Here is a 23,748-nt window from a genome sequence, read left to right as displayed (position 1 = left end):
GTGCGGGGCCGCGGCGTACTCCGCGTCGAAGTCGCCGGTCTCCCGGTCACCGGGGTAGCCGCCGTTGGCCTGCTCCGGGTGGTAGAGACCGGGGTGGTCGTCGGTGAGGCGGACGTCGTGCGGCTCCTCGTCGTAGCTGACGCGCACGGCCTGCGCCATCTCGCGCGCCGTCTGCAGCGTCTCGCCGACGGCCAGCGCCACGTACCAGCCGCGGTGGGGTACCCGTGGGGTCTGCAGCAGATGCAGCGTCGGGTCGTCGGGTTCGCCGAGCCGGGGCGCGTTCTCGTGGGTGAGGACGGCGAGCGCGCCGGGCAGCGCCATGGCGTCGGCGGCGTCGACGCCGGTGACGCTGCCGTGCGGCACGGCGGCGGCCACCGGCCAGCCGTACGCGCAGTCGGGCGGGGTGTGTTCGGCGGCGTAGCGCGCCGTGCCGGTGACCTTGGCGCGGCCCTCGCGGCGCAGGGCGGGCGAGCCCAGGACGCGCTCGGTGGTGCGGTCGGTACGGGTGGTGTCGTCTACGGCCATCGTCCTCGCTCCTCTTCCCTTGTCTCGTCCCTGCGCTGTCTCGCCCCTGCGCTGGTCAGCTCCCGGCGGGGCGGTCCGGGGTCTCGGCAAGGGTGGTCAGCAGGTTGACGGCCACATTGCGGGCCAACGGCACCTTGAAGGCGTTGCCGGACAGCGTCCGGGCCACGGCCAGCTCGGCGTCGGCGGCGCGGGCGAACGTCTCGGCGTCGGCACGGGAACCGATCAGCATCTCCTCGGCGGTACGGGCCCGCCACGGCCGGTGCGCGACGCCGCCGAACGCGAGCGCGGCGTGCCGTACGGTCCCGTCGCCGTCCAGCGCGAGGACGGCGGCGGCCGAGGCGAGCGCGAAGGCGTAGGAGGCGCGGTCGCGCGCCTTGCGGTAGGCGGCGCGTGCGCCGGGAGGCGGCGGTGGGAGGGTGACGTGCGAGATCAGCTCACCTGGCCGGAGCACCGTGTCCCGCTCCGGGGAGTCGCCGGGCAGCCGGTGGAAGTCGGCGGCGGGCACCGTCCGGTTCCCCTCCGGGCCCAGCAGCTCGACCTCGGCGTCGTAGGCGGCCAGCGCGACCGCCATGTCGGAGGGGTGGGTGGCCACACAGTGCTCGGAGTGGCCCAGCACCGCCATGTCCCGGTTGACGCCTTCCCGGGCCGAACACCCCGCGCCAGGCTCCCGCTTGTTGCAGGGAGCCGTCAGGTCCTGGAAGTAGGGGCAGCGGGTGCGCTGGAGGAGGTTGCCGCCCGTGGTGGCCAGATTGCGCAGCTGCCCGGAGGCGCCGGACAGCAGCGCCTGGGCCAGTGCCGGGTAGTCGCGGCAGACGGCGGTGTGCGCCGCCAGGTCGCTGTTGCGGACGTTGGCGCCGACGCGCAGTCCGCCCTCGGGGGTGGGCTCGATGTCGTTCAGCGGCAGTTTGGAGACGTCGATGAGGTGCGCGGGCGTCTCGACGCCCAGCTTCATCAGGTCCACCAGGTTGGTGCCGCCCGCCAGGAAGCGGGCGTGGGGCTGTGCCGCGAACGCGGAGACGGCCTGCTCGGGGCTGGTGGCGCGCTCGAAGGTGAAGGGTTTCACGCGGTCACCTCCTCGGTACGGCGCGAGGCGTGGTCCGTGCCGCCGCCGGCGTACTCGCGCACGTCCTCGATGGCCTCGACGATGTGCGGGTAGGCGCCGCAGCGGCACAGGTTGCCGCTCATCCGCTCGCGGATCTCGTCGCGGTCCAGCTCGGCCGGCGCCCCGGTGGCCCGCTGCAGCTCCTCCCTGCGGGTCGCGTGCGAGGGATGGCCCTCGGCGGCCTCGCAGAGCATGCCCACGCCCGAGACGATCTGGCCCGGGGTGCAGTAGCCGCACTGGAAGGCGTCCCGCTCGTGGAACGCCTGCTGCAGCGGGTGCGGGCGCTCCTCGTCGCCGAGCCCCTCGACGGTGGTCAGGTGCGCGCCGTCGTGGGCCACCGCCAGCAACAGGCAGCTGTTGGCGCGGCGCCCCTCCAGCAGCACCGTGCAGGCGCCGCACTGGCCGTGGTCGCAGCCCTTCTTGCTGCCGGTGAGGTCGAGCTGTTCGCGCAGTACGTCCAGGAGGGTGGCGCGGTGGTCGACGGTGACGGTGTGCGCCGTGTCGTTGACGTGCAAGGTGAGGGTTGAGCTGGTGGCGGTGCGCTGGGGGATCACGGGGCGCGCCTCTCTTCGGCTCGGGACTTGTCTGCTCGGGACCTGTGGGCTCGGACCTGTCTGCTCGGTTCAGCGGCGTTCCAGCACGCCGCGCAGGAAGGCCGCCTGACCGGCGTGCTGCATGGTGTCGCCGAGGACGCTGACGAGGCGTACCCCGAGCGAGACCGGCGGATCCCATGCGTCGTCGACGATGCGGTCGAGCGACCGGGCAGTGAGGGTGTCCAGATAGTTGAGGGTCTGCTCGTGCACCGCGTCGTGGTACTCCAGCAGCGGCTTCGGCGAGTCCACCCGGACGGCGGCCACGTCCTCGGGCTCGTGGCCGAAACCGGTGTCGTCGGAGGGCAGCGGCAGCCCGAAGCGCTCCTCGAACTTCTGTGCGTGCCAGACCTGCTCCGCACCGGCCGCGTCGGCCAGGTGATCGTCCTGCACCCGGGTGAGATGCCAGATCAGCCAGCTCAGGCTGTTGGCCGCCGGGTCGATCTGCTCGTTGAGGTGCTTCTTCTTGATGCCCCGCAAGGCGGAGTGGACCTCGCCGTTCACGCGGGTGAAGGCGTCCGTGAGGAGGGCGGTTGTGTCCATGTTTGCGACCTTACGACCCCTTGGGTACGTCGGACATGTTTCGCCCCGCCCCTTCCTCCGAGCTCGCCCGGAGGAAGGGGCGGGGACCACGTTCGCCTACCAGCGGTGCCGGCGACCGCTACCAGCGGTACCAGCGACCGCGCCGCCCGCCGACCGACGGCCGCACCAGAAAACCGAGCAGCCACAGCACGAGCACGATCACCGCGATCCACCACAGCGCCTTCAGCGCGAACCCCGCGCCGAACAGGATCAGCGCGAGCAGCAGAACGAGTAGCAACGGACCCATGTCTCTTCACCTCCACCGCCCGAGTGCCCCCACCGCCCGGCTCCAATCCGCCGGCCGGAGGCGGTCGCCCCGCGCGGGCCGTCTCCCGCGCCCTCAGGTCGGCACGATCAGCCGGGCCTTCCCCTGCTGCGACGCGTAGTCCAGGGTCTGCCACGTGCCGGACTGGGTGCTGGTGCCGACCGGGAAGCCGATCACCAGGCCGGAGCGGTCCACCATCCACCGGTTGCGGGCCAGATACGCGGCGTCGTCCAGCGGGTCCGCACCCAGCTCGACGATCTCCGCCAGGCGGTCCCAGGCACGGTTGACGGCATGTCTGGCCTCCGGCGGCTGCTGATCCAGCGTGCCCGGCACGGCGACGGTCAGCCACGCGTCGGTCTCGTCGGCCAGCCACCTCAGCGCGAGGCTGTCGATGCCCCGGGCGCCGCCGAGATAGAAGTGCGCGTCGCCCGCGAACGGCGCCAGATACGCGGCGAACAGCTGTGCATAGTGCGCGGGGTCGTGGTGTCCCGCCGTACGGCTACCGGTGATGGTGACGGTGCGCATCCTCATTGCCCCTGTCCCTGACTCAGCCGACTCAGTGGCTCGGACGGCCATCCCCGTGGCGATCGCTCGCAAGGCCACTTCGCATCTTCGCACGGGGGTCCGACAGCGCCCGGTGCGTCGGGCGCCCCCACGACGGGAGCCCCCTGGCGGCGGCCGGTGCCGGTAGCGTGGAGGTGTCCACGTGTGGGGGTGTGCGCGATGCACGAAGGGTTCGAGACCAGCATCGGTGACCGGCTCGGACGGCTCCGAACGCGACGGGGACTGACGCAGGAACAGTTGGCGGAACTGGCCGAGGTCTGCGTCGACACCGTACGCAAACTGGAGCAGAACAGGCGTCAGACGGCGCGCATGGCGACGCTCAACCAGTTGGCGCGCGCCCTGGACGTCGACCTGTCGGTGCTGGTGGGTTCGCCCGTCACCTTCGAGGCACGGCCGGACGGCAGCGCCCCCTCGGTGCTCGCGCTCCGGCGGGCGGTGTCGCCGGTCGATGACCTGATCGGCTGCGCGGGCGGCGACGCGGACGGCGAGCCGGACCGTCAGGATCCGGAGGAACCGCCGACCGTCGGCGCCCTGCGCGCCTCGCTGCGTGCGACCGAGGGAACGCGCCGCGCGGGCCGAATGGGCGAAGTGGGCTCCGTACTACCCCAGTTGATCCGCGACGCGCGCGCCGCCGTACGCGCCTACGAGAGCAGCGACCGGGACCGCATCGCGGCGTACGCGGTGCTCGCCGAGGCGTACCAGGTCGCGGCGACCACGCTGACGGCGCTGGGCAACCCGGACGCCGCGTTCACCGCGATGGAGCGCGCCACGGACGCGGCCCGCCACGCGGGTGACCCGCATCTGGAGGCGATCGGCGCGGCGACCCTCGCCTGGGTCTTCACCAAACAGGGGCGGCTGGAGGACGCCGAGCGGGTGGCCCTCGCCCAGGCCGGCCGCATCGAGCCGACCTTCCGCTCCCGGCCGATCGACCTGTCCTTGTGGGGCATCCTGCTGCTGCGCGCGGCAACAGCCCTCGTACGGCAAGGCGAACGCCACTACGACCGGGTGGACGAGCTGCTGCGCATGGCGTCGGCCGCAGCCGCCGGGATCGGGAGGGACCGACTCGACTACGCGACCCCCTTCGGGCCCACCAACACCGCCGTGGCCAAGGTCAACTTCCAGGTGGAGATGGACCGCTGCGCACCGGCCCTCACCATCGCCCGCACCGTTCCCGACCTCGCCTCCCTCCCACCCACCTGGCGCGCCCGCTTCCATGTGGACCGCGCCCTCGCCCATGCCCGGCTCGACCAGGACGAGGCCGCCACACACGCCCTGCTCACGGCCGAGCGCGACGCCCCGGAATGGATGCGCTACCACGGCACCGCCCGCCGCCTGGTGGCAGACCTCCACACCCGCGAACGCCGCCGCACCTCCCCGCTGACGGAACTCGCCGACCGGCTGCACATCGAGCGGTAGGGCGCCACGTCCTACCTGCCCGCCGAAGTGGCACCCGGCGTCACTGGGCGCACACGCCGCGCGACCGTACGGTCATCGCTCGTACGGCGGCACCGTCCGCACGGCGCCGCACTCCGACGGACACGGAAGGCCACCATGACGCGCGCCCCGCACGACAGCAGCAGCCACCCGGAACCGGCCACCGCCTGGTCCCCGCCCACCCACGCGCCGTTCGCCCTCATGCCCGCCGGGGTGTGGTGGGACGCCGTACGGGTGCCGTACGCGCCGGGGTGGAGCGTGGTGCGGCGACTGGGCGAGGCGTGCGGCGGCGTCATCGGCGACCCGCACCGCTCGTGGCTGTACTGGCTGGTCCCTCCCGGGAGTGAGGGGTTTCCGGCGCGGGACGGCGCGGTGCGGCTGTCGGTGGCGTGCTGGCTGCCGGTTCCGGCGCGGGAGCGCACCGGGCCGCCGGGGCCGTACTGGGCGGTGCCGTACGAGGGGCTGACGGAGCCGACGCGGCTGCGGGCGGTGCTCACCGACGCGGGCGCGGGCGAGAGCGAGTGCGCGGCGCGATGAGCGAGATCGTCAGCGGCGGCTACTGCCTGCCGTGCGCCCGGTGGTGCCCGGAGACCGTGGTGGTGGCGCTCGTCCATGTGAACTCGGGGCCCGGCCGGACCGTGGCGGCGTGCCTGCCGCACGCGCGGGAGTACGCGGCGTACCCGCTGGCCCCTCAGTGGTTGCGGGACGACCTGGCGGAGATGGACCGCCATCACTCAGCCGCGCCGCGGACCCCTGCCGTGTGGTGGGCGGCTGGCGGCGGTGCGGCGGAGCTTGCCGGTCAGGGAGGTCGCGGCGGCGGTGAGGAAGACCAGCGTGTAGAGGATCTGGAGCACGATGACCAGCCGCGCTGACTGGCCGCGCGGCACGATGTCGCTGTAGCTGAGGGTGGCCAGGGTCAGCAGCGTGAAGTAGAGGGCGTCCAGGCGGGTGCGCAGTCCGCGGAACTCGCCCGGATCGTGCGAGATCACAAAGTACGCCGAGGAGAACACCAGCACCGTCAGGCACATGAGGGACACCAGTGCGACAACCGTGCCGGGCCGGTCGAACATCGCGTCCCGCATGTGCTTGAGCAGCAGTGCGGCGATGGCGGCGAGCACCACCGTGAACACCGTCCAGCTCAGCGCGGGCCGCTCGGGGCCCAGCACGCGCGCGGGCAGCAGGAAGTACGCCACGAACAGCACCGCGACGGCCGGGCCCAGCAGCGGCCAGGCCCATGCCGACGACTCCTTGCGCGGTCCGGCCGGCCCATCGCTCTGTGCCATGAGCCCATCGTCGCCACTCGCACCGGCCTACGCCCCCCGGCGGGGCCCGGAAGTGTCAGCGCGCGGACGGTTTGCGGCCGGGGCGGCGGTGGCTCACGACGCACGTGCGGCCCGCGGACGGCGGAACAGGGGCACCCCCGTACCGGGGCGTCGGACAGATAGCTAGGGGGCCAGTACGTCGAGCTCCGCCATGGCGTCCTCCGTGATGGTCCGCATTATGCGCTCCGCGCGGGCGCCGTCGCGCTCGCGGACGGCCTCGGCCACCTGGACGTGCAGGGTGACGGCCTCCTGGCGGGGGTCGCTGAACATGACGTCGTGCTGGGTGCGGCCGGTGAGAACGGCGGCGACGACGTCGCCGAGGCGGGCGAACATCTCGTTGCGGGAGGCGCGCAGCACGGCGCGGTGGAAGTCGATGTCGTGCACCAGATAGTTGTCGAGCTGCCCGCCGCGCGAGGTGGCGACCATGCCCAGGGCGTGCTCGGTCAGCGCCGCGCACTCCTCGGGGGTGGCCTGCTCGGCGGCGAGCCGGGCCGCGACCGGTTCGACGGCGGAGCGCAGCACCGTGAGGGAGCGCAGCTGGCGGCCCCGGTCGGCGCCGGCCAGCCGCCAGGTGATGACCTGCGGGTCGTAGACGTTCCACTGCTCGGCGGGCAGCACGGTGACCCCGACCCGGCGCCGCGACTCCACCAGGTGCATGGACTCCAGCACCCGTACCGCCTCCCGCGCCACCGTGCGGGACACCTCGTAGCGGGCGGCCAGCTCCTCGGTGAGCAGAACGGTGCCCGGCGGGTACTCGCCCGCCGTGATCGCGGGACCGAGCGAGGCGAGCAGCCGGCCGTGCAGTCCGCGCTCGCGCGTCGCGCCCGCCCCCCGGCCCTGCTCCGAGCCATCCGGGCGCTGCGGGCGGTCCTCCCGGCCGGCGCCGTCGTTCTGGCTGGTCATGCGTCTCCCGAGTCCTCTTCGCCCCTCCCCGTGTGCTCGGCGAGCACCTGGGACGCTCAGCCTACGTGCTCCTCGTCACGCATATTAAGTATGACTACATGGTTTCCAGCTATTGAATACGTGTGACCTATGAGGTTGAGTGTCCTCCGCGCCGAAGTCGATGAGGACGGTGAGAACGGTGCGGGATGAGCGCAGTGCAACGACCGGTCGCGAAGCGGTCGTGGTCGTCATGGGAGTGGCGGGCACCGGCAAGACCACCGTGGGGCGGCTGCTCGCCGATACGCTCGGGGTGCCCTACGCCGAAGCCGACGCCTTCCACCCGCCGGCCAACGTGGCCAAGATGTCCGCGGGGACCCCGCTCGACGACACCGACCGGGCGCCCTGGCTCGACGCGATCGGCGCCTGGGCCCACAGCCGCGAGGGACACGGCGGAGTCGTCAGCTGCTCGGCGCTCAAGCGCTCCTACCGCGACCGGCTGCGGGCCGCCGCACCCGGCGTCGTCTTCGTGCACCTGGCCGGTGACCGCGCGCTCATCGGCCGCCGGATGGCCGAGCGCGCCGACCACTTCATGCCGGTCGCGCTGCTCGACTCGCAGTTCGCGACCCTCGAACCACTGGCACCGGACGAGCCCGGCGTCGTCGTGGAGGTCGCACCCGGCCCCCGGGTGGTCGCCGAGCGCGCCCTGGCCGGGCTGAAATCCCTCTCCCCCACACATACCGTCCAGTCGGTCAGTAATCACTGACCTCTCCCCCTGCCCACCCATCGCGAAGAAGGAAGAGCCGTGCGCCATCTCAGTGCCGAGATGCTGGCCGCGGGGTCGCAGCAACCGGACCCCATCACGTCCGCCGGCAACGCCCAGTTGGGGATCGCCGCCCTCGTCGGCATCGCCGTCATCGTCGTTCTCATCACCCGGTTCAAGCTGCATGCCTTCCTGGCACTGACCCTCGGCACCCTCGCGCTGGGTGCCGTGGCGGCGGCGCCGCTCGACAAGGCCATCGAGAGCTTCACCGCCGGCCTGGGGGACACCGTCGCCGGCGTCGGTGTCCTCATCGCGCTGGGCGCCATACTCGGCAAGCTGCTCGCCGACTCGGGCGGTGCCGACCAGATCGTGGACACGATCCTGGCCAGGGCGAGCAGGCGCAGCATCCCCTGGGCGATGGCGCTGATCGCGGGCATCGTCGGGCTGCCGATGTTCTTCGAGGTCGGGCTGGTACTGCTGATTCCGGTAGTCCTGCTGGTGGCCAAGCGGGGCAACTACTCGGTGATGCGCGTGGGCATTCCCGCGCTGGCCGGGCTCTCCGTGATGCACGGGCTGGTCCCCCCGCACCCCGGCCCGCTCGTCGCCATCGACGCGATGAACGCCAACCTGGGCGTGACGCTCGCCCTCGGCCTGGTCGTCGGCGTCCCCACGCTGATCGTGGCCGGACCGCTGTTCGGCAAGGTGGCCGCGCGCTGGGTCGACACCACGCCCCCGGCAGGGGTCGTGCCCGAGCGCGCCACCAGTGAGCTGGACCGGCGGCCCGCGTTCGGCGCCACACTGGCGACGGTGCTGCTGCCCGTCGTGCTGATGCTCGCCAAGGCGCTCACCGACATCGTCATCGACGACCCCGAGGACACCGTGCAGCGGGTCATGGACGTCGTCGGTGACCCGATGATCGCGCTGCTGGTGGCGGTACTGGTCGCGCTGTTCACCCTCGGTCGGGCCGCGGGCTTCACCAAGGACAGGATGTCCTCCACCGTGGCCGCCTCGTTCGGGCCGATCGCGGGCATCCTGCTGATCGTCGGTGCGGGCGGCGGCTTCAAGCAGACGCTGGTCGACGTCGGCATCGGCCAGATGATCCTCGACCTGTCCAAGGACTGGTCCATCCCGGCGCTGCTGCTCGGCTGGATCATCGCCGTCTGCATCCGGCTCGCGACCGGTTCCGCGACGGTGGCCACGGTCTCCGCGGCCGGACTCGTCGGCCCCCTCACCACCGACATGTCCACCACCGGGACCGCGCTGGTCGTCCTCGCGGTCGGAGCCGGGTCGCTCTTCTTCAGCCACGTCAACGACGCCGGGTTCTGGCTGGTGAAGGAGTACTTCGGGATGAACGTCGGCCAGACGATCAAGTCCTGGTCGGTGATGGAGACGCTCATCTCCGTCGTCGCGCTGGTGCTGTTGCTGCTGCTGTCGCTGTTCTTGTAGGGCCACCGCGGGAGCAGACAGCGGTCAGGAGGGCGGCACCGTCACGGCGGGTCGCCCTCCTGGCCTTCCAGATAACGCAGGACCGCCTGGACCCGGCGGTGGGTGGCGGTGGTGCGGGGGATCTCCAGCTTGTCGAAGAGCATGGCGGTGTGCTTCTCGACAGCCCGCTGCGAGATCTCCATCCGCGCGGCGATGGCCGCGTTGGTCAGCCCCGCGGCCATATGGGCGAGCGTCTCGTGCTCGCGCGGGGTCAGGGACGCCAGGGTGGGGCGGGCCCGCCAGGACGAGGGCGGGGCCCGAAGCGCCCCCGTACCGTCCGTTGTCCGCGTTCACCATGCCCACGACGCTACGGAACCGCAGGTCAGCGCCGCGATGGAGCGAGCACCCCGATCCGGGGTTCGGAATTACCGACCCAGGGCGGGGAGTCCGCGAGGCCCGGCCGCGCGGGCCGGGCCCACATCGCGGGAGGGGTCGAAAAGGGTGTGCCGCGGTACGCCGAGCCAGCTGCGGCCGGTCGGTTCACAACCAACCGTTCCGGCGGAACGCGCGGTACATGGCCACACAGGTGACGGCGATCACGACGAGGGTCAGCGGATAGCCGAGCGGCCAGTGCAGCTCGGGCATGTGGTCGAAGTTCATGCCGTAGATGCCGCACACCATCGTCGGGACCGCGACGATGGCGACCCAGGCGCTGATCTTGCGCATGCCCTCGTTCTGGGCGGTGGAGACCTGCGCCAGATGGGCCTGCAGGATCGAGTCGAGGAGCGCCTCGAAGGAGGCGATCTGCTCGACGACCCGGGCCAGATGGTCGGCGACGTCCCGGAAGTACTTGCGTATCTCGGCGTCGATGAGGCGGTTGGGGCGGTCGGACAGCAGCTCCAGCGGCCGCGCCAACGGCAAGGTGGCACGCTTCAGTTCGAGCAGCTCGCGCTTGAGCTGGTAGACCCTGCTGGTGCCGGAGCCGCCGCCCGCGGCGCTCCCGCCGAACGGGGCCGCGGAGGCGAAGACATCGCTCTCCAGTTCGTCGATGTCGTTCTGCACCTCGTCCGCGACCAGCAGATAGTCGTCCACGACCCGGTCGGCGACCGCGTGCAGCACGGCTGCCGGACCCTGCGCCAGCCGCTCCGGCCGGGCCTCCAGCTCCTCCCGCAGCGGGCCCAGCGAGCCATGCCGGCCGTGCCGCACGGTGATCACGAAGTCGGCCCCGGTGAAGACGATGATCTCGCCGGTGTCCACCACCTCGCTGGTGGTGGACACCTTCTCGCGCTCCACATAGCTGACCGTCTTGAAGACGGCGAACATCATCTCGCCGCCGAACCACTCGGCCTTCGGCCGCTGATGCGGCTCCAGAGCGTTCTCCACGGCGAGCGGATGCAGCCCGAACAGTTCGGTGATGCCCTCGAACTCGGCCTCCGTCGGCTCGTGCAGCCCGATCCAGACGAAGCCGCCCTCCTCGCCGCGCCCGCCCTTGCGGACACAGGCCAGCGCCTCCTCGACACCGCACTCCGCCATCAGCCGGGTGCCCTCGCGGTCGTAGGCGACGCAGCTCACCACGGAGGTGCCCAGCGGGGAGCGCGCCGGATGCGACAGGTCCACCACGGGGCGCGGCACACGTGGCCGCACCACCCTGCGCAGGCTGCGCACCACCGGCACCGTGGGCATGGGGGCTCCTCACGCTCCTCGTCGTTCCAACGTCTCCCCCAACTGTGCCCGGATTCCCCCACCGAATGCGCGCCCCCACGCGGCCACCGGACCGCATTCCGCACCGCATTCCGGACGGCCTCGGCCCCTCACCCCATAACGAGAGCTACGGGATCAGCACCACCTTCCCCGTGGTTTCGCGCTGTTCCAGCGCGCGGTGGGCCCGGGCGGCTTCGGCGAGGGGGAAGGGGTGGGTGGTGTGGGTGAAGGTTCCGGCGGCGGTACGGGCGAGGGCTTCGGCGCGGTGGGCGGCGTTGTGCTCGGGGTGGGCGTGCAGGGCCCCGAGGGCGTCGATATGGGTGCGGCCGTGGGCCGCGAGCTCGTCGGGGGAGGGCGTGTACTCGGTGCCGGAGATGGCGCCGTACGTCACCAGGCGACCGCCCTCGCCGAGCAGACCGTAGGCGGTGCGGGCCTTCTCGCCGCCCACCCCGTCCAGTACGGCGGTGAGGGTGCGTCCGCCGCCGGGACCGGCCAGCCAGTCGGCGACCGTGCGCCCCCAGTCGGGGAGGTTGTAGTCGACGGCCAGGTCGGCGCCCGACTCGCGGACGGCCGCCGTCTTCGCGGGGCCCCCGGCGGCGCCGATCACCACGGCGCCCAGCGCGTGCGCGTGCTGGACCAGCAGCCGCCCGATGCCGCCCGCCGCCGAGTTGACCAGCACCACGTCCTGCGGCCCGAGCTGTGCGTGGGAGAGGACACCGACCGTGGTCGTGCCCGTCACCACCGCCGCGACAGCCGCCTCGTGGGTGAGGCCGGCGGGGCGCTCCAGCACCTCCGCGACGTCGGCGACGGCCAGCTCCGCGTAGCCGCCGGGGGTGCCGCTCGCGGTCACCACCTCGCGGCCCAGCCAGTCGGGGTCGACGTCCGGCCCCACCGCGTCCACGGTGCCGGAGACCTCGCCGCCGAACACGGCCGGCAGCTCGGGCAGCGGCGGTACGAGGCCCTCGGTCACCCCGGCCCGCAGGACGGTCTCGATGGCGTGCACTCCGGCGGCGCGGACGGCGATCCGCAGCTGCCCCGGGCCGGGTTCGGGGTCGGGCAGCGTCTCGTGGCGGAGGTTCTCGGCGGGGCCGAACGCGTGCAGGACGACGGCGTGCATGGTGGTGCCTTCCGGCTCGGGGCTCTCGCTGGCTGCGAGACCCCCACTCTCCGACTTGAAGTTCACTTCAAGTCAAGGCTCAGCGGCCACCACGGGAGAACGCGCGGACGATCTCCCGGATGACGGCGCCGACCACGGCGCGGAAGAACCACCTCATGGCGTCAGCTCGCGTGCCCGCTCCTGGGTGAGGTAGGCGTCCGTGGCCTCCATGTCCTGGAGGGTGGCGGGGCGGCGGGAGAGGAAACCGGTGCGCAGGAAGTCGTCACCGGTCAGCGCGTTGAGGTTCCAGTTCGCCACGGTGCGGGCCTTCGCGGTGAAGGTGGGCAGCGCCATCAGATGGTAGCCGCGCGCGATGACCTGCGCGGGGAACCCGGAGAACTCGTATCCGAGCGGGCGGGCCACCGCGTCCGTACCGCCGAGATCCACGACCAGCCCCAGGTCCTTGTGCCGGTACGGCGTCATGGGCTCGCCGCGCAGCGAGGCGATCAGATTGCGGGCCATGTGCTTGCCCTGCCGGCCGGCGTGCTGTGCGGTGGGCGGGCACACGGCGCCGCCGACCTTCGTCAGATCGGGTACGGCCGCCGCGTCGCCCAGTGCGTACACACCCGGGTGCCCCGGCACCGTGAAGTCGGCGTTGACCGCCAGCCGCCCCTTGATCGTCTCCGCGTCGAGAGTGCCGATCAGCGGGCTGGCTGCGACGCCCGCCGTCCAGATCAGGGTGCGGGAGGGCAGCACCCGGTTGTCGGTCAGGGTGATCCGCCGCTCCTCGGCCTTGGCGACGGAGACTCCCAGCGACACATCGGTCCCGCGCTCGCGCAGGATCTGCTGCGCGCGCCGCCCCAGCTTCTCCCCGAGTTCGGGCATCAGCTTGGGTGCGATGTCCAGCAGATGCCACTTGATCAGGTCGGGGTCGAGCCGCGGATAGCGCTTGGCGGCGGAGTTGGTGAGCCGCTGCAGGCAGGCGACCGTCTCGGTGCCCGCGTAGCCGCCGCCGACCACGACGAACTGCAGCCGCTCCCTGCGCTCCTGCTCGTTGGTGCTGGCCGCCGCCAGATCGAGCTGGGCGATCACATGGTCGCGCACGTAGGCGGCCTCGGCGAGCGTCTTCATCCCGCGGGCCTGCTCGTTGAGACCGGGGATGTCGAAGCTGCGGGTGACACTGCCGGGGGTGAGGATCAGCCGGTCGTAGGGCTGGTTGACGGTCTCGCCACTGATGAGCCGGACGATGCACATGCGATCGTGCGGGTCGATCCCGATGACCATGCCGGGGACGATGGAGGTCCTGCGCACCAGCCGGCGCAGCGGCGGCGCGACCGACTGCGGGGTGAGCACCCCGGCCGCGACCTGGGGGAGCAGCGGAAGGTACAGCTCATAGCTGGCCGGGGTGACGAGGGCGATCTCCGCCTCTTCGGGCCGCAGGCCGCGCTCCAGCCCGCGTGCGCACTCGACTCCGGCGAAGCCGCCGCCGACGATCAGAATTCTGGTTCGCTCCATGGCTGCACCTGCACCCGCGAGGTTGGCGTGGTTGGCGTGATGGTGGGCGTTCCGCCTGATACCCGATACGGCACTTTCGTGGCCCCTTGTCCCTCTGGTCACCCTCGCACGGGCGACCGGGGCCCGCCACCGCACGGCGCGGGCCCCGCCGGTCACCGCCGACGGGGCCCACTCCCACGCTTGCTGCCGGTCCTCACCGTCCGACGTCGGAGCCGTCCTTCGGCCAGACGGCCACCACCGCGGGGCGGACGTACGAGCCCGGGCCGTCCGGCCAGCTGGAGGCGGGCTTCTCCACCGAGGCACCGTCCACCTCACCCGGGTGCTGGACGGCGACCAGCACCCGCCGGTCCTGCACCAGCGGGCCGCACGTCTCGGCACCCGTCGGGACGGTCAGGAACTGCCGGACCTCGCCGCGCCGCGAACCGGCCGTGGCCACGCCGAAGAGTCCGTCGTGCGAGCCCAGCTTGTTGCCGTCCGTGGACAGCCACAGATTGCCGAAGTCGTCGAACGTCACGTTGTCCGGGCAGGAGATCGGGCTGACCTGGTCCTTGGGGAAACCGCCGAAGTAGGTGCCCGGGTCCTCCGGGTCGCCGCAGACCAGGAAGAGCCGCCAGGAGAAGGACCGCGCCCTGGGGTCGTTGCCCCGCTCGGCGAACTCCAGCACCTGCCCGTGCTTGTTGCCGTGGCGCGGGTTGGCCTCGTCCGCCCCCGGCTTGCCCTCCTTGCCCCGGTCGGTGTTGTTGGTCAGCGCCACATAGACCCGGCCCGTGCGCGGACTGGGCTCGATGTCCTCGGGGCGGTCCATCTTGGTGGCGCCGGCCTTGTCGGCGGCCATCCGGGTGAAGACGTACACCTCCTCGGCCGTCATGCCCTCCACGTACGACCGGTCGCCGCTGGCCAGCGGGATCCACCGGCCGGTGCCGTCGAACTCGCCGTCCTCGGGCAGCGTGCCGGTGCCGTCCATCTCCTCGGCCGGGCTGTCCCCGGTCAGCTTGGCGACATAGAGGGTGCCCTCGTCCAGCAGGGACAGGTTGTGGCGCCGGTCGGCCGCGCTGTGGCCGCGGCGCATCGTCTTCTTCGAGACGAACTTGTAGAAGTAGTCGAAGCGCTCGTCGTCGCCCATGTAGACGACCGCGTGCCCGTCCCGGGACAGCCGCGGCTGGGCCGCCTCGTGCTTGAAGCGCCCCAGCGCGGTGTGCTTGCGCGGCGTGGAGTCGGGGTCGTACGGGTCCAGCTCGACCACCCAGCCGAAGCGGTGCACCTCGTTCGGTTCCTCGGTCAGGTCGAACCGCTCGTCGAACTCCTCCCAGCGCCGCTCGCTGGCGCCGCCGGTGACGCCGTAGCGCTTGAGGGTGGCGGCCCGCTCCGGGTCGGTCACCTTCTCCGCGTTGGCGAAGTACTGGTTGAAGTTCTCCTCGCCGGAGAGCACCGTGCCCCAGGGCGTGGTGCCGCCGGCGCAGTTGTTGAGGGTGCCCAGCACCCGGCGCCCGCGCGGGTCGGCCTTGGTGCGCAACAGCGGGCTGCCCGCCGCCGGGCCCGTGAGCTCGAACGGCGTGGTGGCGGTCACCCGGCGGTTGAGCGGGTGGCGGGGCACGGCGCGCAGCGCGCCCGTACGGCGCTCACCGGAAACGGCGACGACGGACAGGCCGTGCGCGGCCCAGGCGATCTCGACCTGCTCACGGGTGGGCTTCTCCGGGTCGTACCCGGCGAACATCAGCACCTCGTCCGTGTACTCGTGGTTGGCCACCAGCAGCTGGTCGGCGCCGTGGCCGCGGTGCCGCGAGGAGAGCGGCAGCAGGGTGAGGAAGTCGTTGTTGTAGCCGAACTGCCCCGCCTGCGCCTTGGCGCTCTGCCGCTCGGGGTCGAAGTCCGGCGCCCCGCGTAGAATCGGTTCGCCCCAGCGGATGACGATGTTCTGCTCGTACCCCTTCGGCACCGTCACCTTGTCCGCGGTGTTCGGCGCGACCGGCTCGAACCGCAAGCCCTTGGCCGCCCGGCCGTGCGGCCTGCCTGGCTTGGGACCCTTGCCCGCCGGGACGGCGGCGGAGGCGGACTCGGCACCCGGACCGGCCAGCCCGGTACCCGCGGCGGCGGCGACACCGACAACGGCACCCGCGCGCAGCACCGACCGGCGCGAGAGGGCCCGGGCGATGACGTCACCGGCGTACTCGTTCGAGCTGGTGTTGGGCACCTCGTGGAAGCAGGCGTCGCCGCAGCGGTAGCGGCAGGTCATCGCTGATCTTCCCGTGGGGTGCGAAGTGAGCAGCGGCAGCGGCTTTCGCATCGTCGTTCCTCCGGTCTGTGCGCGGTCTGCGCGGTGGGCGGTGCGCGGTCTGCGCTTGTACGCCGTACGCCGCCGTGACGCTATGGGCACGGATACGCGGGAGAACGACCTCAGCATGAATCCCGGGTGAACACGCCCCCCACCCGGGTCCTCAAGCCGCCACGCCGTCAGGGCCGCGGGGCCCGAGGGGGGAGGGGGCGCCAGGTGGCGGGGTCGGATTCGTCGTTCGACTCGTGGGGCTGCTCCCCCTCGTCGTCCCACACCATCCGCATGGTCTCCGCGTGGGCGATCGTCTCGCCGATCCACTCGGGGGCGAGCGAGGTCTTCGCATAGTCGCGGGCGCACGGCAGACACGCGTACGCGCTGCCGCCGGGCCCGGAGCCCGTCTCGATGATCGCGATCAGGGCCCGGTGCCGCACCGGCAGATCGCAGCGGCAACACGTGCCCGGGTTGGGCCCCTCGGACTGCACGCTGCCACCTCCTTCGCCATCACTGTCGTCGCTCGACCGCCACATTGCACACGACGCGCCGACACATCACCGTGCGTCGTCCCCTCGGCGGGGCGGCATCTGCCGCGGCCGACACCCCCGTCAAGGGGCCAACGCTCCGCCCACGCCGCATCGTGCCCGCATCGAGCCCGTGATTGAGCGATCGTCGCCGTCTTCGTGCACGCATGTAGCCGTTCGATGACCGTTGTTCTTCTCCCGCGACGGCCCCCGTCAGGGGTGACCCGCGGCTCGTCTCCTTGACGCAGCGTGGCCGGGGGCTGCGGAAACGCCGGGCGGGCGGCCGAGGGAGGCAGGCGGCGAGCGAGGCTGGGAGCGGGGCGGGAAAAGGGCTGGCACCCGGCCGATAGGATTCGGGTATGGCGGCCACTGGATCAGAGCAGACGGGGCACGGGGCGTACTACGTCTCGACGCCCATTTACTACGTGAACGACGCTCCCCACCTGGGCCACGCCTATACGACCGTCGCAGGCGACGTGCTCACCCGCTGGCACCGCCAGCGCGGCGAGAAGGTGTGGTACCTCACCGGCACGGACGAGCACGGTCAGAAGATCATGCGCACGGCGGAGGCCAACGGGGTCAGTCCGCGCGAATGGTGCGACAAACTCGTCGAGGAGTCGTGGAAACCCCTCTGGGAACATCTGCGGATCGCGAATGACGACTTCATCCGCACCACGGAGAAGCGGCACACCGACCGCGTCCAGGAGTTCGTACAGGATCTGTACGACCGCGGGGAGATCTACCAGGGCGGCTACGAGGGCCCGTACTGCGTACCCTGCGAGGAGTACAAGACCTACGGCGAACTCCTCGACGGAGAAGGGGAGTACGCGGGACAGAAGCTGTGTCCCATCCACAAGAAGCCCGTGGAGATGCTTCAGGAGGAGAACTACTTCTTCAAGCTCTCCGCCTACGGCGAGAAGCTGCTGGAGCACTACGAGGCGCACCCGGAGTTCATCCAGCCCGAGTCGGCGCGCAACGAGGTCATGCAGTTCGTCCGCCAGGGCCTGGAGGACCTGTCGATCTCCCGCTCCACCTTCGACTGGGGCGTCAAGATCCCCTGGGACGACAAGCACGTCATCTATGTGTGGATCGACGCCCTGCTCAACTACGCGACGGCCGTGGGCTACGGCTCCGACCAGCAGAAGTTCGACGAGACCTTCCCCGCCGACGTGCACCTCGTCGGTAAGGACATCCTCCGCTTCCACGCGGTGATCTGGCCCGCGATGCTGATGGCCAACGGGCTGCCGCTGCCCAAGCGGGTCGTCGCCAACGGCTGGCTGATGGTCGGCGGCGAGAAGATGTCCAAGTCGAACCTGACGGGCATCTCGCCGCACGAGCTGACGGACCACTTCGGTGTGGACGCCTACCGCTGGTACTTCCTGCGCGCCATCGCCTTCGGCCAGGACGGCTCCTTCTCCTGGGAGGACTTCTCGGCCCGCTACACCAGCGAGCTCGCCAACGACTACGGCAACCTGGCCTCCCGGGTGGCCGCCATGGTCGGCAAGTACTTCGACGGCGCGCTGCCGGAGGCCACCGCACACGGCGAGGCCGAGCAGGCCGTCGCCGACGGGCTGGCCAAGGCCGTCCGCGAGGCGGACGAGAGGATCGGCGAGCAGCTCGACTTCGCGGGCGGCATCGCCGCGATCTTCGACTTCATCAAGCAGGTCAACGGCTATCTCACCGAGCAGGCGCCGTGGAAGGTCGCCAAGGACACCTCCGCGGAGGCGCAGGAGCGGCTGGCCACCATCCTCTACACCGCGGCCGACTCACTGCGCGCCTGTGCGGTACTGCTCAACGCGGTGATGCCCGACTCCAGCGCCAAGCTGTGGGAGACCCTGGGCGCCGAACCGGCGCTGGGCCCGCTGTCCGAGCAGCGCGTCGCACAGGCCGGCGAGTGGGGCAGGCTCCCCGCCGGGACGACGGTCACCAAGGGCGCGGCACTCTTCCCGCGGCTGGAGGAGACGAAGTAGAGCTGAGGAGGACCTCGGGCCCCATCCTCGTCCAGAGGATGGGGCCCAGGCCATTGCTACGCGGGCCGGGCCCCATCCCCGTACACCGGCAGACACGCCGTGTCGACGGGCTGGCTGAACGGCGCGGGCAGCAGCAGCTCATCGCCGTACTTGCCGCGTAGTACTCCTTGGTACTCACCGTCCCGGGGATGGGTGTAGAGCGCCCAGTCACCGCCGCGCGGGTCGAGGACGAGCAGTGTGCGCACACCGGCCGCCGCGTACCAGCCGTTTTTCGCGCTGACGTCCTTCGTCTTCTCCGACTTGGAGATCACCTCGACGGCCAGCTCGACATCGCCGGGATCGACGAGCCATGCGTCGTCCTCCTCCCACTCGATGGGCAGGACGATGAGATCCGGGGTGCAGTAGTCGTCCGGATCGTCGGGGAGGGCGATGGATGACATCTCGTACACGTCGAGCCCGTCGGGGAGCTGGGGCGAGAGCTGCCGTGACAGCCTCTTGATGGTTCCCGCGTGCTTGCCACACGGGGTCGGGGACATCACGAGCTTCCCTCCCAGAATCTCCACGCGCAGGCCGGTCGCCCTCTCGATCTCCTCCGCGACCTCGCGCAGGTTGCCGGGACGGGGGCTCAGGGCGGGCACCGTCATGATCGTTCGCCTCCACTCGGCGGCCGGGCAGGCTGCGTATGCCTTCACAGTATCGGGCATGCCACAGGCCCGGGTCCTGCACGAAGGACCCGGGCCTGTGGCGTTGCCAAAAAGCGCGCGCCGCGCCCTACTGCGCCGGCTTCACCTGCGGAGGCTTCCGCAGCGACAGGTGGAGCTCCCGCAGCCGCGCTTCGTCGACCTCGCTGGGGGCGCCCATCATCAGGTCGAGGGCGTTGTTGTTGAGGGGGAAGGCGATGGTCTCGCGGATGTTGGGCTCGTCCGCGAGCAGCATCACGATGCGGTCGATGCCGGGGGCGATACCGCCGTGCGGCGGGGCGCCGAAGCGGAAGGCGCGCAGCATGCCGCCGAACTCCCGCTCGACCTCCTCCTGGGAGTAGCCCGCGATCCCGAAGGCCTCGAACATGATCTCCGGCTCGTGGTTACGGATGGCGCCGGAGGACAGCTCGACGCCGTTGCAGACGATGTCGTACTGCCAGGCGAGGATGTCCAGCGGGTCCTTGGTGCGCAGCGCCTCCAGGCCGCCCTGCGGCATGGAGAACGGGTTGTGGGAGAACTCGATCTTGCCGGTCTCCTCGTCCTTCTCGAACATCGGGAAGTCCACGATCCAGCAGAACCGGAAGACGTTCTCCTCGAAGTGCCCGGCGCGCTTGGCGGCCTCGACCCGGACAGCGCCCATGATCTTGGAGACCTCGTCGAACTCGCCTGCGCCGAAGAAGACCGCGTGACCGGGGGTCAGGCCCAGCGCGTCGGTGAGCGCCTTGACGTTGTCGTCGGTGAGGAACTTGGCGATGGGGCCGGAGAGCGATCCGTCCTCGGCGACCCGCACCCAGGCCAGGCCCTTGGCACCCTGTTCGACGGCGAAGTCGCCCAGCGAGTCGAAGAACTTGCGCGGCTGGTCCGCGGTGTCCGGCACCGGCAGGGCGCGTACGTGCTTGTCGGCGAACGCCTTGAAGCCGGAGCCGGCGAAGATGTCCGAGACATCGGTCAGCTCCAGCCGCGCGCGCAGGTCCGGCTTGTCCGAGCCGTACTTGACCATGGCCTCGCGGAAGGGGATGCGCGGGAACGGCGAGGTGACCTCGCGACCCTCGCCCAGCTCCTGGAACAGCTCGGTCATCACCGTCTCGATGACGCCGAAGACATCCTCCTGCTCGACGAAGCTCATCTCCATGTCGAGCTGGTAGAACTCGCCCGGCGAGCGGTCCGCGCGGGCGTCCTCGTCGCGGAAGCAGGGCGCGATCTGGAAGTAGCGGTCGAACCCGGCGATCATCAGCAGCTGCTTGAACTGCTGCGGCGCCTGCGGCAGCGCGTAGAACTTGCCGGCGTGCAGCCGGGAGGGGACCAGGAAGTCGCGGGCGCCCTCGGGCGAGGTGGCCGACAGGATCGGGGTCGCCAGCTCGTTGAAGCCCTGGGCCACCATCTTCTCGCGGATGGCGGCGATGACCTTGCTGCGCAGCATCACATTGCGGTGCATGCGCTCGCGGCGCAGGTCGAGGAAGCGGTACTCCAGGCGTCGCTCCTCGTTGACGCCGTCCTCGGCGTTGATGGTGAAGGGGATCTGCTCGGCACCGCCCAGCACCTCGACCTGGGAGACCTCCACCTCGATCTCGCCGGTGGGCAGTTCGGGGTTGACGTTCTCCGCGCCGCGGGCGGTGACCCTGCCGTCCACCCGCAGGACGGTCTCCTTGGCCAGCGAGCTGAGCTTCTCGTTGATCTCGCTCGACTCGTCGCGGACCACGAGCTGGACGATGCCGTAGTGGTCGCGCAGATCGATGAAGAGGATGCCGCCCAGGTTCCGGCGATTGTGCAGCCAGCCGCTCAGCCGGACGTCAGTGCCGACGTCCGTGGCGCGAAGCTCGCCGCAGGTGTGGGACCGGTACCGATGCATCATTCATCCAAGTCGTTCGGCTCAGGGGTCACAGTGGAGTACCCCTCAGACTACCGCCCTGGGCCACCCTCCTTCGCCCCCGTTTCCGCAACCCCACGAACTGCGCATAAAGTGGTGCAATGCGCACCGATGACGCCCTGGCGGTCCTGGGCGCCGGGCTGTGGACCTGGGACAACGCCACAGGTCTGGTGACGCTCGATGCCCGCGCGGCCCGCCTTCTCGGGGTCGCCGACGAGGCCGCCGAGTCCGCGGATGCGCGTACGGACGCCCACATCACCCTGTCCGGCAGCGCGGTCCGCTCCCATCTGCACGCCGTCGACTACGTCGGTTTCCAGGGCATCGTCACCCTGGCCCTCGCGGAGGACTCCCCGGCCGAGGCGCTGCTGCGGGTGGTGGACGCCCAGGGGCAGGTGGAGCGGACCGTGCGGGTGGTCGTACGCCCGGTCCCGGCCACCCCCGGCGCCCCTCGGGCCGCCGCGCGGGGCGAGGGTGCCCCCGAGTACACCGCCGCCCTCACCGGCCTGCTCTACGAGGTGCCCGAGCCGGAGAGCGCCGCCGCCCGTCCGGACGACCCGCGGCGGCCGGCTCCCCCGGCGCACGGGCGCGGCGGCCCGGCCACGGGCGGGGGCAGGGCCGAAGCCCGACCGCCGACCGCCACCGGGGCCCCGGCGACCCCGGGCACCTCCCGCGGCCCGGCGCGCGGACCGGCGGTCGAGTGGGACTGGCGGCGCAACCGGGAGGCGTTCCTGCTGGACACCGGGCGCGCACTGGCCGAGGCGTACACCACGGCCGACGTGCTGCGGGTGGCCTCGTCACTGGCCATGCCCGGCTTCTCCCCCGAGGCACTCGCCGTCTTCGTCGTCAGCGGCGACCAGCTCACCGTCTACGGCGCCTCGCCCGGCGCCCCGCCCCGCCCCGGCCACCCGTATGTACCCGGCGGTGGCTACGGTCCGCGGGGCAGCGGCTCCCGGCTGCATCTGACGGACGACGATCCGGCCGCCGAGGCGGTACGCACGGGCCGCGCCCTCTATCTGCACAGCCCCGACGAGTACGCGGGGCGCTTCCCGGCCGCGCGCCCCGCGGAGACCCAGCCGGGCCACGCCGCCTGGGCCTTTCTGCCGCTGACCGTCGCGGGGCGCACCATCGGCGCGTGGATGGCGGCCTTCGCCCGGCCCGTCTCCTTCACCCCCGACGAGCGGGCCGTGCTGACGACGGTGGCGCGGATGCTGGCGCAGTCGCTCTCCCGGGCCATGCTGAACGAGTCGGAGCGCGAGCTGTCGGCCCGGCTGCAGCGGGTGATGCGGCCCGCGCACAGCCCGGCCTTCCCCGGTATGGACCTGGCGGCCCGGTATGTGCCCACCGGGGGCGGGCTGCAGATCGGCGGCGACTGGTACGACGTCATCCCGCTGCCCTCCGGACGTACCGCGCTGGTCATCGGGGACGTCCAGGGCCACGACGTGCGGGCGGCGGGCGTCATGGGCCAGCTGCGGGTGGCGGTGCGCGCCTACGCCGCCGAGGGGCACCACCCGGACGCGGTGCTCGCCCGCGCCTCCCGCTTCCTGCACGGGATGAGCGCGGGCGAACGCGTCAACGCGCCGCCGGCCACCGCGCCGGCCGAGGCGACGCCGGAATCTCCACGGCCGGCCGGCACCACCGCGGAGGAGGAGGCCGAGTACGCCGAGCCGCGCTTCGCCACCTGTCTGTACGTGGAGGTGGACGCCGAGACCGGTGTCCTGGACGTGGCCCGCGCCGGCCACCTCGACCCCGCGGTGCAGCTGCCGGACGGCCCGATGCTGGTCCGCTCCACGGCGGGCGGCCTCCCGCTGGGGATCGACCCCGATACGGAGTACCCCGTCACCCGGTTGGTGCTGGAGCCGGGGGAGCGGCTGCTGATGTGCACCGACGGGCTGATCGAGACGGGCGGGCACGACCTGGAGACGGGGTGGGCGCGGCTGAGCGCGGTGGTCGAGGAGATGACCGACAGTGCCGGGCCCAGGGTCGGCGGGGGCCCGGCACTGGAGCAGGTCGCCGACGCGCTCGTCCGGGCCGTGCAGGGCAGCAGCGACAGCGCGGCCCGGAGCGCCACGGGCGCGGGGCCGCTGACCGACCGGCGCGAGGACGACATCGCGCTGCTGCTGCTCTCCCGCAGCCCCACCGGGGTGGGCCCACCGGCGGCCGGCGCACCGGTCACCACCCGGCGCACGGTGCTGACCGTCGCCCAGGCCCAGCCGGACCGGATCGCCGTCGCCCGCCACCAGCTGCGCGACCTGCTGCACGACTGGGCCGATCCGGACCAGGTGGACGGCGCGGTGCTGATGCTCTCCGAGATGCTGACGAACGTGCTGGTGCACACGGACGGGGACGCGGTGCTCGTCGCGGAGGTCACCCTCCCGCGGGAGGGCGGGGTGCGCACGCTGCGGGTCAATGTCTCCGACTCCAGCGACGAGCTGCCGCATCGCCGCACTCCGGGCGAACTCGCCTCCTCGGGGCGCGGCTTGATGCTGCTGGGCATGCTCGCCGACCACTGGGGCGTGGACCCGCGGGGCGAGGGCAAGTGCATCTGGTTCGAGATCCACGAACAGGACCCCACAACCGCCACCCCGATGGAACCCTCCCTCGCTCTCTGGGAGGGAGGCGCTCCGTAAGGGGCGTGGGGAACGGCGCGCGCAACCACA

General features: G+C 71.8%; 21 protein-coding genes and 1 pseudogene. 6 read left to right on the top strand and 16 right to left on the bottom strand.

The features are described 5' to 3' along the window. From KBY19_RS01465 to KBY19_RS01440, 6 genes and pseudogenes are all read right to left on the bottom strand, one after another. Positions 1-525: pseudogene (locus tag KBY19_RS01465) on the bottom strand (xanthine dehydrogenase family protein molybdopterin-binding subunit); the annotation flags it as partial. Between the two features lie 55 nt (positions 526-580). Continuing rightward, on the bottom strand, positions 581-1,588 hold the full coding sequence (locus KBY19_RS01460; RefSeq protein ID WP_210964926.1) for a xanthine dehydrogenase family protein subunit M: 1,008 nt from the start codon (positions 1,586-1,588) through the stop codon (positions 581-583). Then, entirely contained in the window at positions 1,585-2,181 is a 597-nt protein-coding gene (locus KBY19_RS01455) for a (2Fe-2S)-binding protein (protein ID WP_099882968.1), read from the bottom strand. Before KBY19_RS01455 ends, KBY19_RS01460 begins: the two co-directional genes overlap by 4 nt. A gap of 69 nt (positions 2,182-2,250) precedes the next feature. After that, entirely contained in the window at positions 2,251-2,760 is a 510-nt protein-coding gene (locus KBY19_RS01450; protein WP_099882966.1) for a DUF664 domain-containing protein, read from the bottom strand. Positions 2,761-2,878: 118 nt separating this feature from the next. Beyond that, positions 2,879-3,046, bottom strand: a complete 168-nt coding sequence (locus tag KBY19_RS01445; RefSeq protein ID WP_099882964.1) for a DUF5670 family protein — start codon at positions 3,044-3,046, stop codon at positions 2,879-2,881. Between the two features lie 93 nt (positions 3,047-3,139). After that, positions 3,140-3,595, bottom strand: a complete 456-nt coding sequence (locus tag KBY19_RS01440) for a DNA-processing protein DprA (RefSeq protein WP_245225012.1) — start codon at positions 3,593-3,595, stop codon at positions 3,140-3,142. A 192-nt stretch (positions 3,596-3,787) separates the two neighbouring features. Between KBY19_RS01440 and KBY19_RS01435 the strand changes: the two genes are divergently transcribed. After that, positions 3,788-5,044 carry a helix-turn-helix domain-containing protein gene (locus KBY19_RS01435; RefSeq protein WP_099882960.1) on the top strand — a complete coding sequence of 419 codons (1,257 nt, stop codon included), beginning with the start codon at positions 3,788-3,790 and terminating at the stop codon, positions 5,042-5,044. 135 nt (positions 5,045-5,179) lie between these two features. After that, a complete protein-coding gene (locus tag KBY19_RS01430; RefSeq protein WP_210964925.1) occupies positions 5,180-5,599 on the top strand; it encodes a hypothetical protein in 420 nt (139 codons plus the stop codon). A 197-nt stretch (positions 5,600-5,796) separates the two neighbouring features. Here KBY19_RS01430 and KBY19_RS01425 read toward each other — a convergent pair whose 3' ends face one another. Both KBY19_RS01425 and KBY19_RS01420 read right to left on the bottom strand, forming a co-directional pair. Beyond that, the gene (locus tag KBY19_RS01425) at positions 5,797-6,345 is read right to left on the bottom strand and encodes a potassium channel family protein (protein ID WP_099882956.1); all 549 of its coding nucleotides are present in this window, start codon (positions 6,343-6,345) and stop codon (positions 5,797-5,799) included. A gap of 162 nt (positions 6,346-6,507) precedes the next feature. Next, positions 6,508-7,287: a FadR/GntR family transcriptional regulator gene (locus KBY19_RS01420; RefSeq protein WP_247690463.1), complete on the bottom strand. Its 780-nt coding sequence runs from the start codon at positions 7,285-7,287 to the stop codon at positions 6,508-6,510. Positions 7,288-7,516: 229 nt separating this feature from the next. Between KBY19_RS01420 and KBY19_RS01415 the strand changes: the two genes are divergently transcribed. Together KBY19_RS01415 and KBY19_RS01410 are read left to right on the top strand one after the other, a co-directional pair. Next, positions 7,517-8,029: a gluconokinase gene (locus KBY19_RS01415; RefSeq protein WP_247690497.1), complete on the top strand. Its 513-nt coding sequence runs from the start codon at positions 7,517-7,519 to the stop codon at positions 8,027-8,029. A 39-nt stretch (positions 8,030-8,068) separates the two neighbouring features. Further along, a complete protein-coding gene (locus tag KBY19_RS01410; protein WP_099882955.1) occupies positions 8,069-9,472 on the top strand; it encodes a gluconate:H+ symporter in 1,404 nt (467 codons plus the stop codon). Between the two features lie 41 nt (positions 9,473-9,513). On the opposite strand, the gene KBY19_RS01405 is transcribed toward KBY19_RS01410, so the two are convergent. The 6 genes from KBY19_RS01405 to KBY19_RS01380 all read right to left on the bottom strand — a co-directional run bounded on the left by KBY19_RS01405 (position 9,514) and on the right by KBY19_RS01380 (position 16,517). Beyond that, positions 9,514-9,726: a response regulator transcription factor gene (locus KBY19_RS01405; protein ID WP_282102946.1), complete on the bottom strand. Its 213-nt coding sequence runs from the start codon at positions 9,724-9,726 to the stop codon at positions 9,514-9,516. Positions 9,727-9,991: 265 nt separating this feature from the next. After that, positions 9,992-11,134, bottom strand: coding sequence for a magnesium and cobalt transport protein CorA (locus KBY19_RS01400; protein WP_185017640.1), 1,143 nt, complete (start codon positions 11,132-11,134; stop codon positions 9,992-9,994). Positions 11,135-11,279: 145 nt separating this feature from the next. Beyond that, positions 11,280-12,269 (bottom strand): zinc-binding dehydrogenase, encoded by a 990-nt coding sequence (locus KBY19_RS01395; protein ID WP_210964941.1) that lies wholly within the window; start codon positions 12,267-12,269, stop codon positions 11,280-11,282. A gap of 153 nt (positions 12,270-12,422) precedes the next feature. Then, entirely contained in the window at positions 12,423-13,763 is a 1,341-nt protein-coding gene (locus KBY19_RS01390) for an NAD(P)/FAD-dependent oxidoreductase (protein WP_099882952.1), read from the bottom strand. Positions 13,764-13,956: 193 nt separating this feature from the next. After that, positions 13,957-16,047 carry a PhoX family phosphatase gene (locus tag KBY19_RS01385; protein ID WP_210955919.1) on the bottom strand — a complete coding sequence of 697 codons (2,091 nt, stop codon included), beginning with the start codon at positions 16,045-16,047 and terminating at the stop codon, positions 13,957-13,959. A 167-nt stretch (positions 16,048-16,214) separates the two neighbouring features. Continuing rightward, positions 16,215-16,517, bottom strand: a complete 303-nt coding sequence (locus KBY19_RS01380) for a hypothetical protein (RefSeq protein ID WP_307842442.1) — start codon at positions 16,515-16,517, stop codon at positions 16,215-16,217. A gap of 395 nt (positions 16,518-16,912) precedes the next feature. Here KBY19_RS01380 and metG point away from each other — a divergent pair, with 395 nt between their 5' ends. Continuing rightward, positions 16,913-18,523, top strand: coding sequence for a methionine--tRNA ligase (gene metG / locus KBY19_RS01375; RefSeq protein ID WP_185017637.1), 1,611 nt, complete (start codon positions 16,913-16,915; stop codon positions 18,521-18,523). A gap of 56 nt (positions 18,524-18,579) precedes the next feature. Here the strand turns inward: metG and KBY19_RS01370 are convergent, their stop codons facing one another. Both KBY19_RS01370 and aspS read right to left on the bottom strand, forming a co-directional pair. After that, positions 18,580-19,167: a Uma2 family endonuclease gene (locus tag KBY19_RS01370; RefSeq protein WP_210955918.1), complete on the bottom strand. Its 588-nt coding sequence runs from the start codon at positions 19,165-19,167 to the stop codon at positions 18,580-18,582. A gap of 127 nt (positions 19,168-19,294) precedes the next feature. Further along, the gene (gene aspS, locus KBY19_RS01365; RefSeq protein WP_210964940.1) at positions 19,295-21,073 is read right to left on the bottom strand and encodes an aspartate--tRNA ligase; all 1,779 of its coding nucleotides are present in this window, start codon (positions 21,071-21,073) and stop codon (positions 19,295-19,297) included. Between the two features lie 119 nt (positions 21,074-21,192). On the opposite strand from aspS, the gene KBY19_RS01360 reads away from it, so the two are divergent. Continuing rightward, the gene (locus tag KBY19_RS01360) at positions 21,193-23,718 is read left to right on the top strand and encodes a SpoIIE family protein phosphatase (protein ID WP_210964924.1); all 2,526 of its coding nucleotides are present in this window, start codon (positions 21,193-21,195) and stop codon (positions 23,716-23,718) included. Positions 23,719-23,748: the final 30 nt, after the last annotated feature.

This window comes from Streptomyces sp. B15 (genome assembly GCF_018070605.1).
GTDB classification, from domain to species: Bacteria; Actinomycetota; Actinomycetes; order Streptomycetales; family Streptomycetaceae; genus Streptomyces; species Streptomyces smyrnaeus.
Note: the sequence above shows the minus strand (reverse complement) of the source record. Positions and strands in the feature narration are given on the sequence as shown.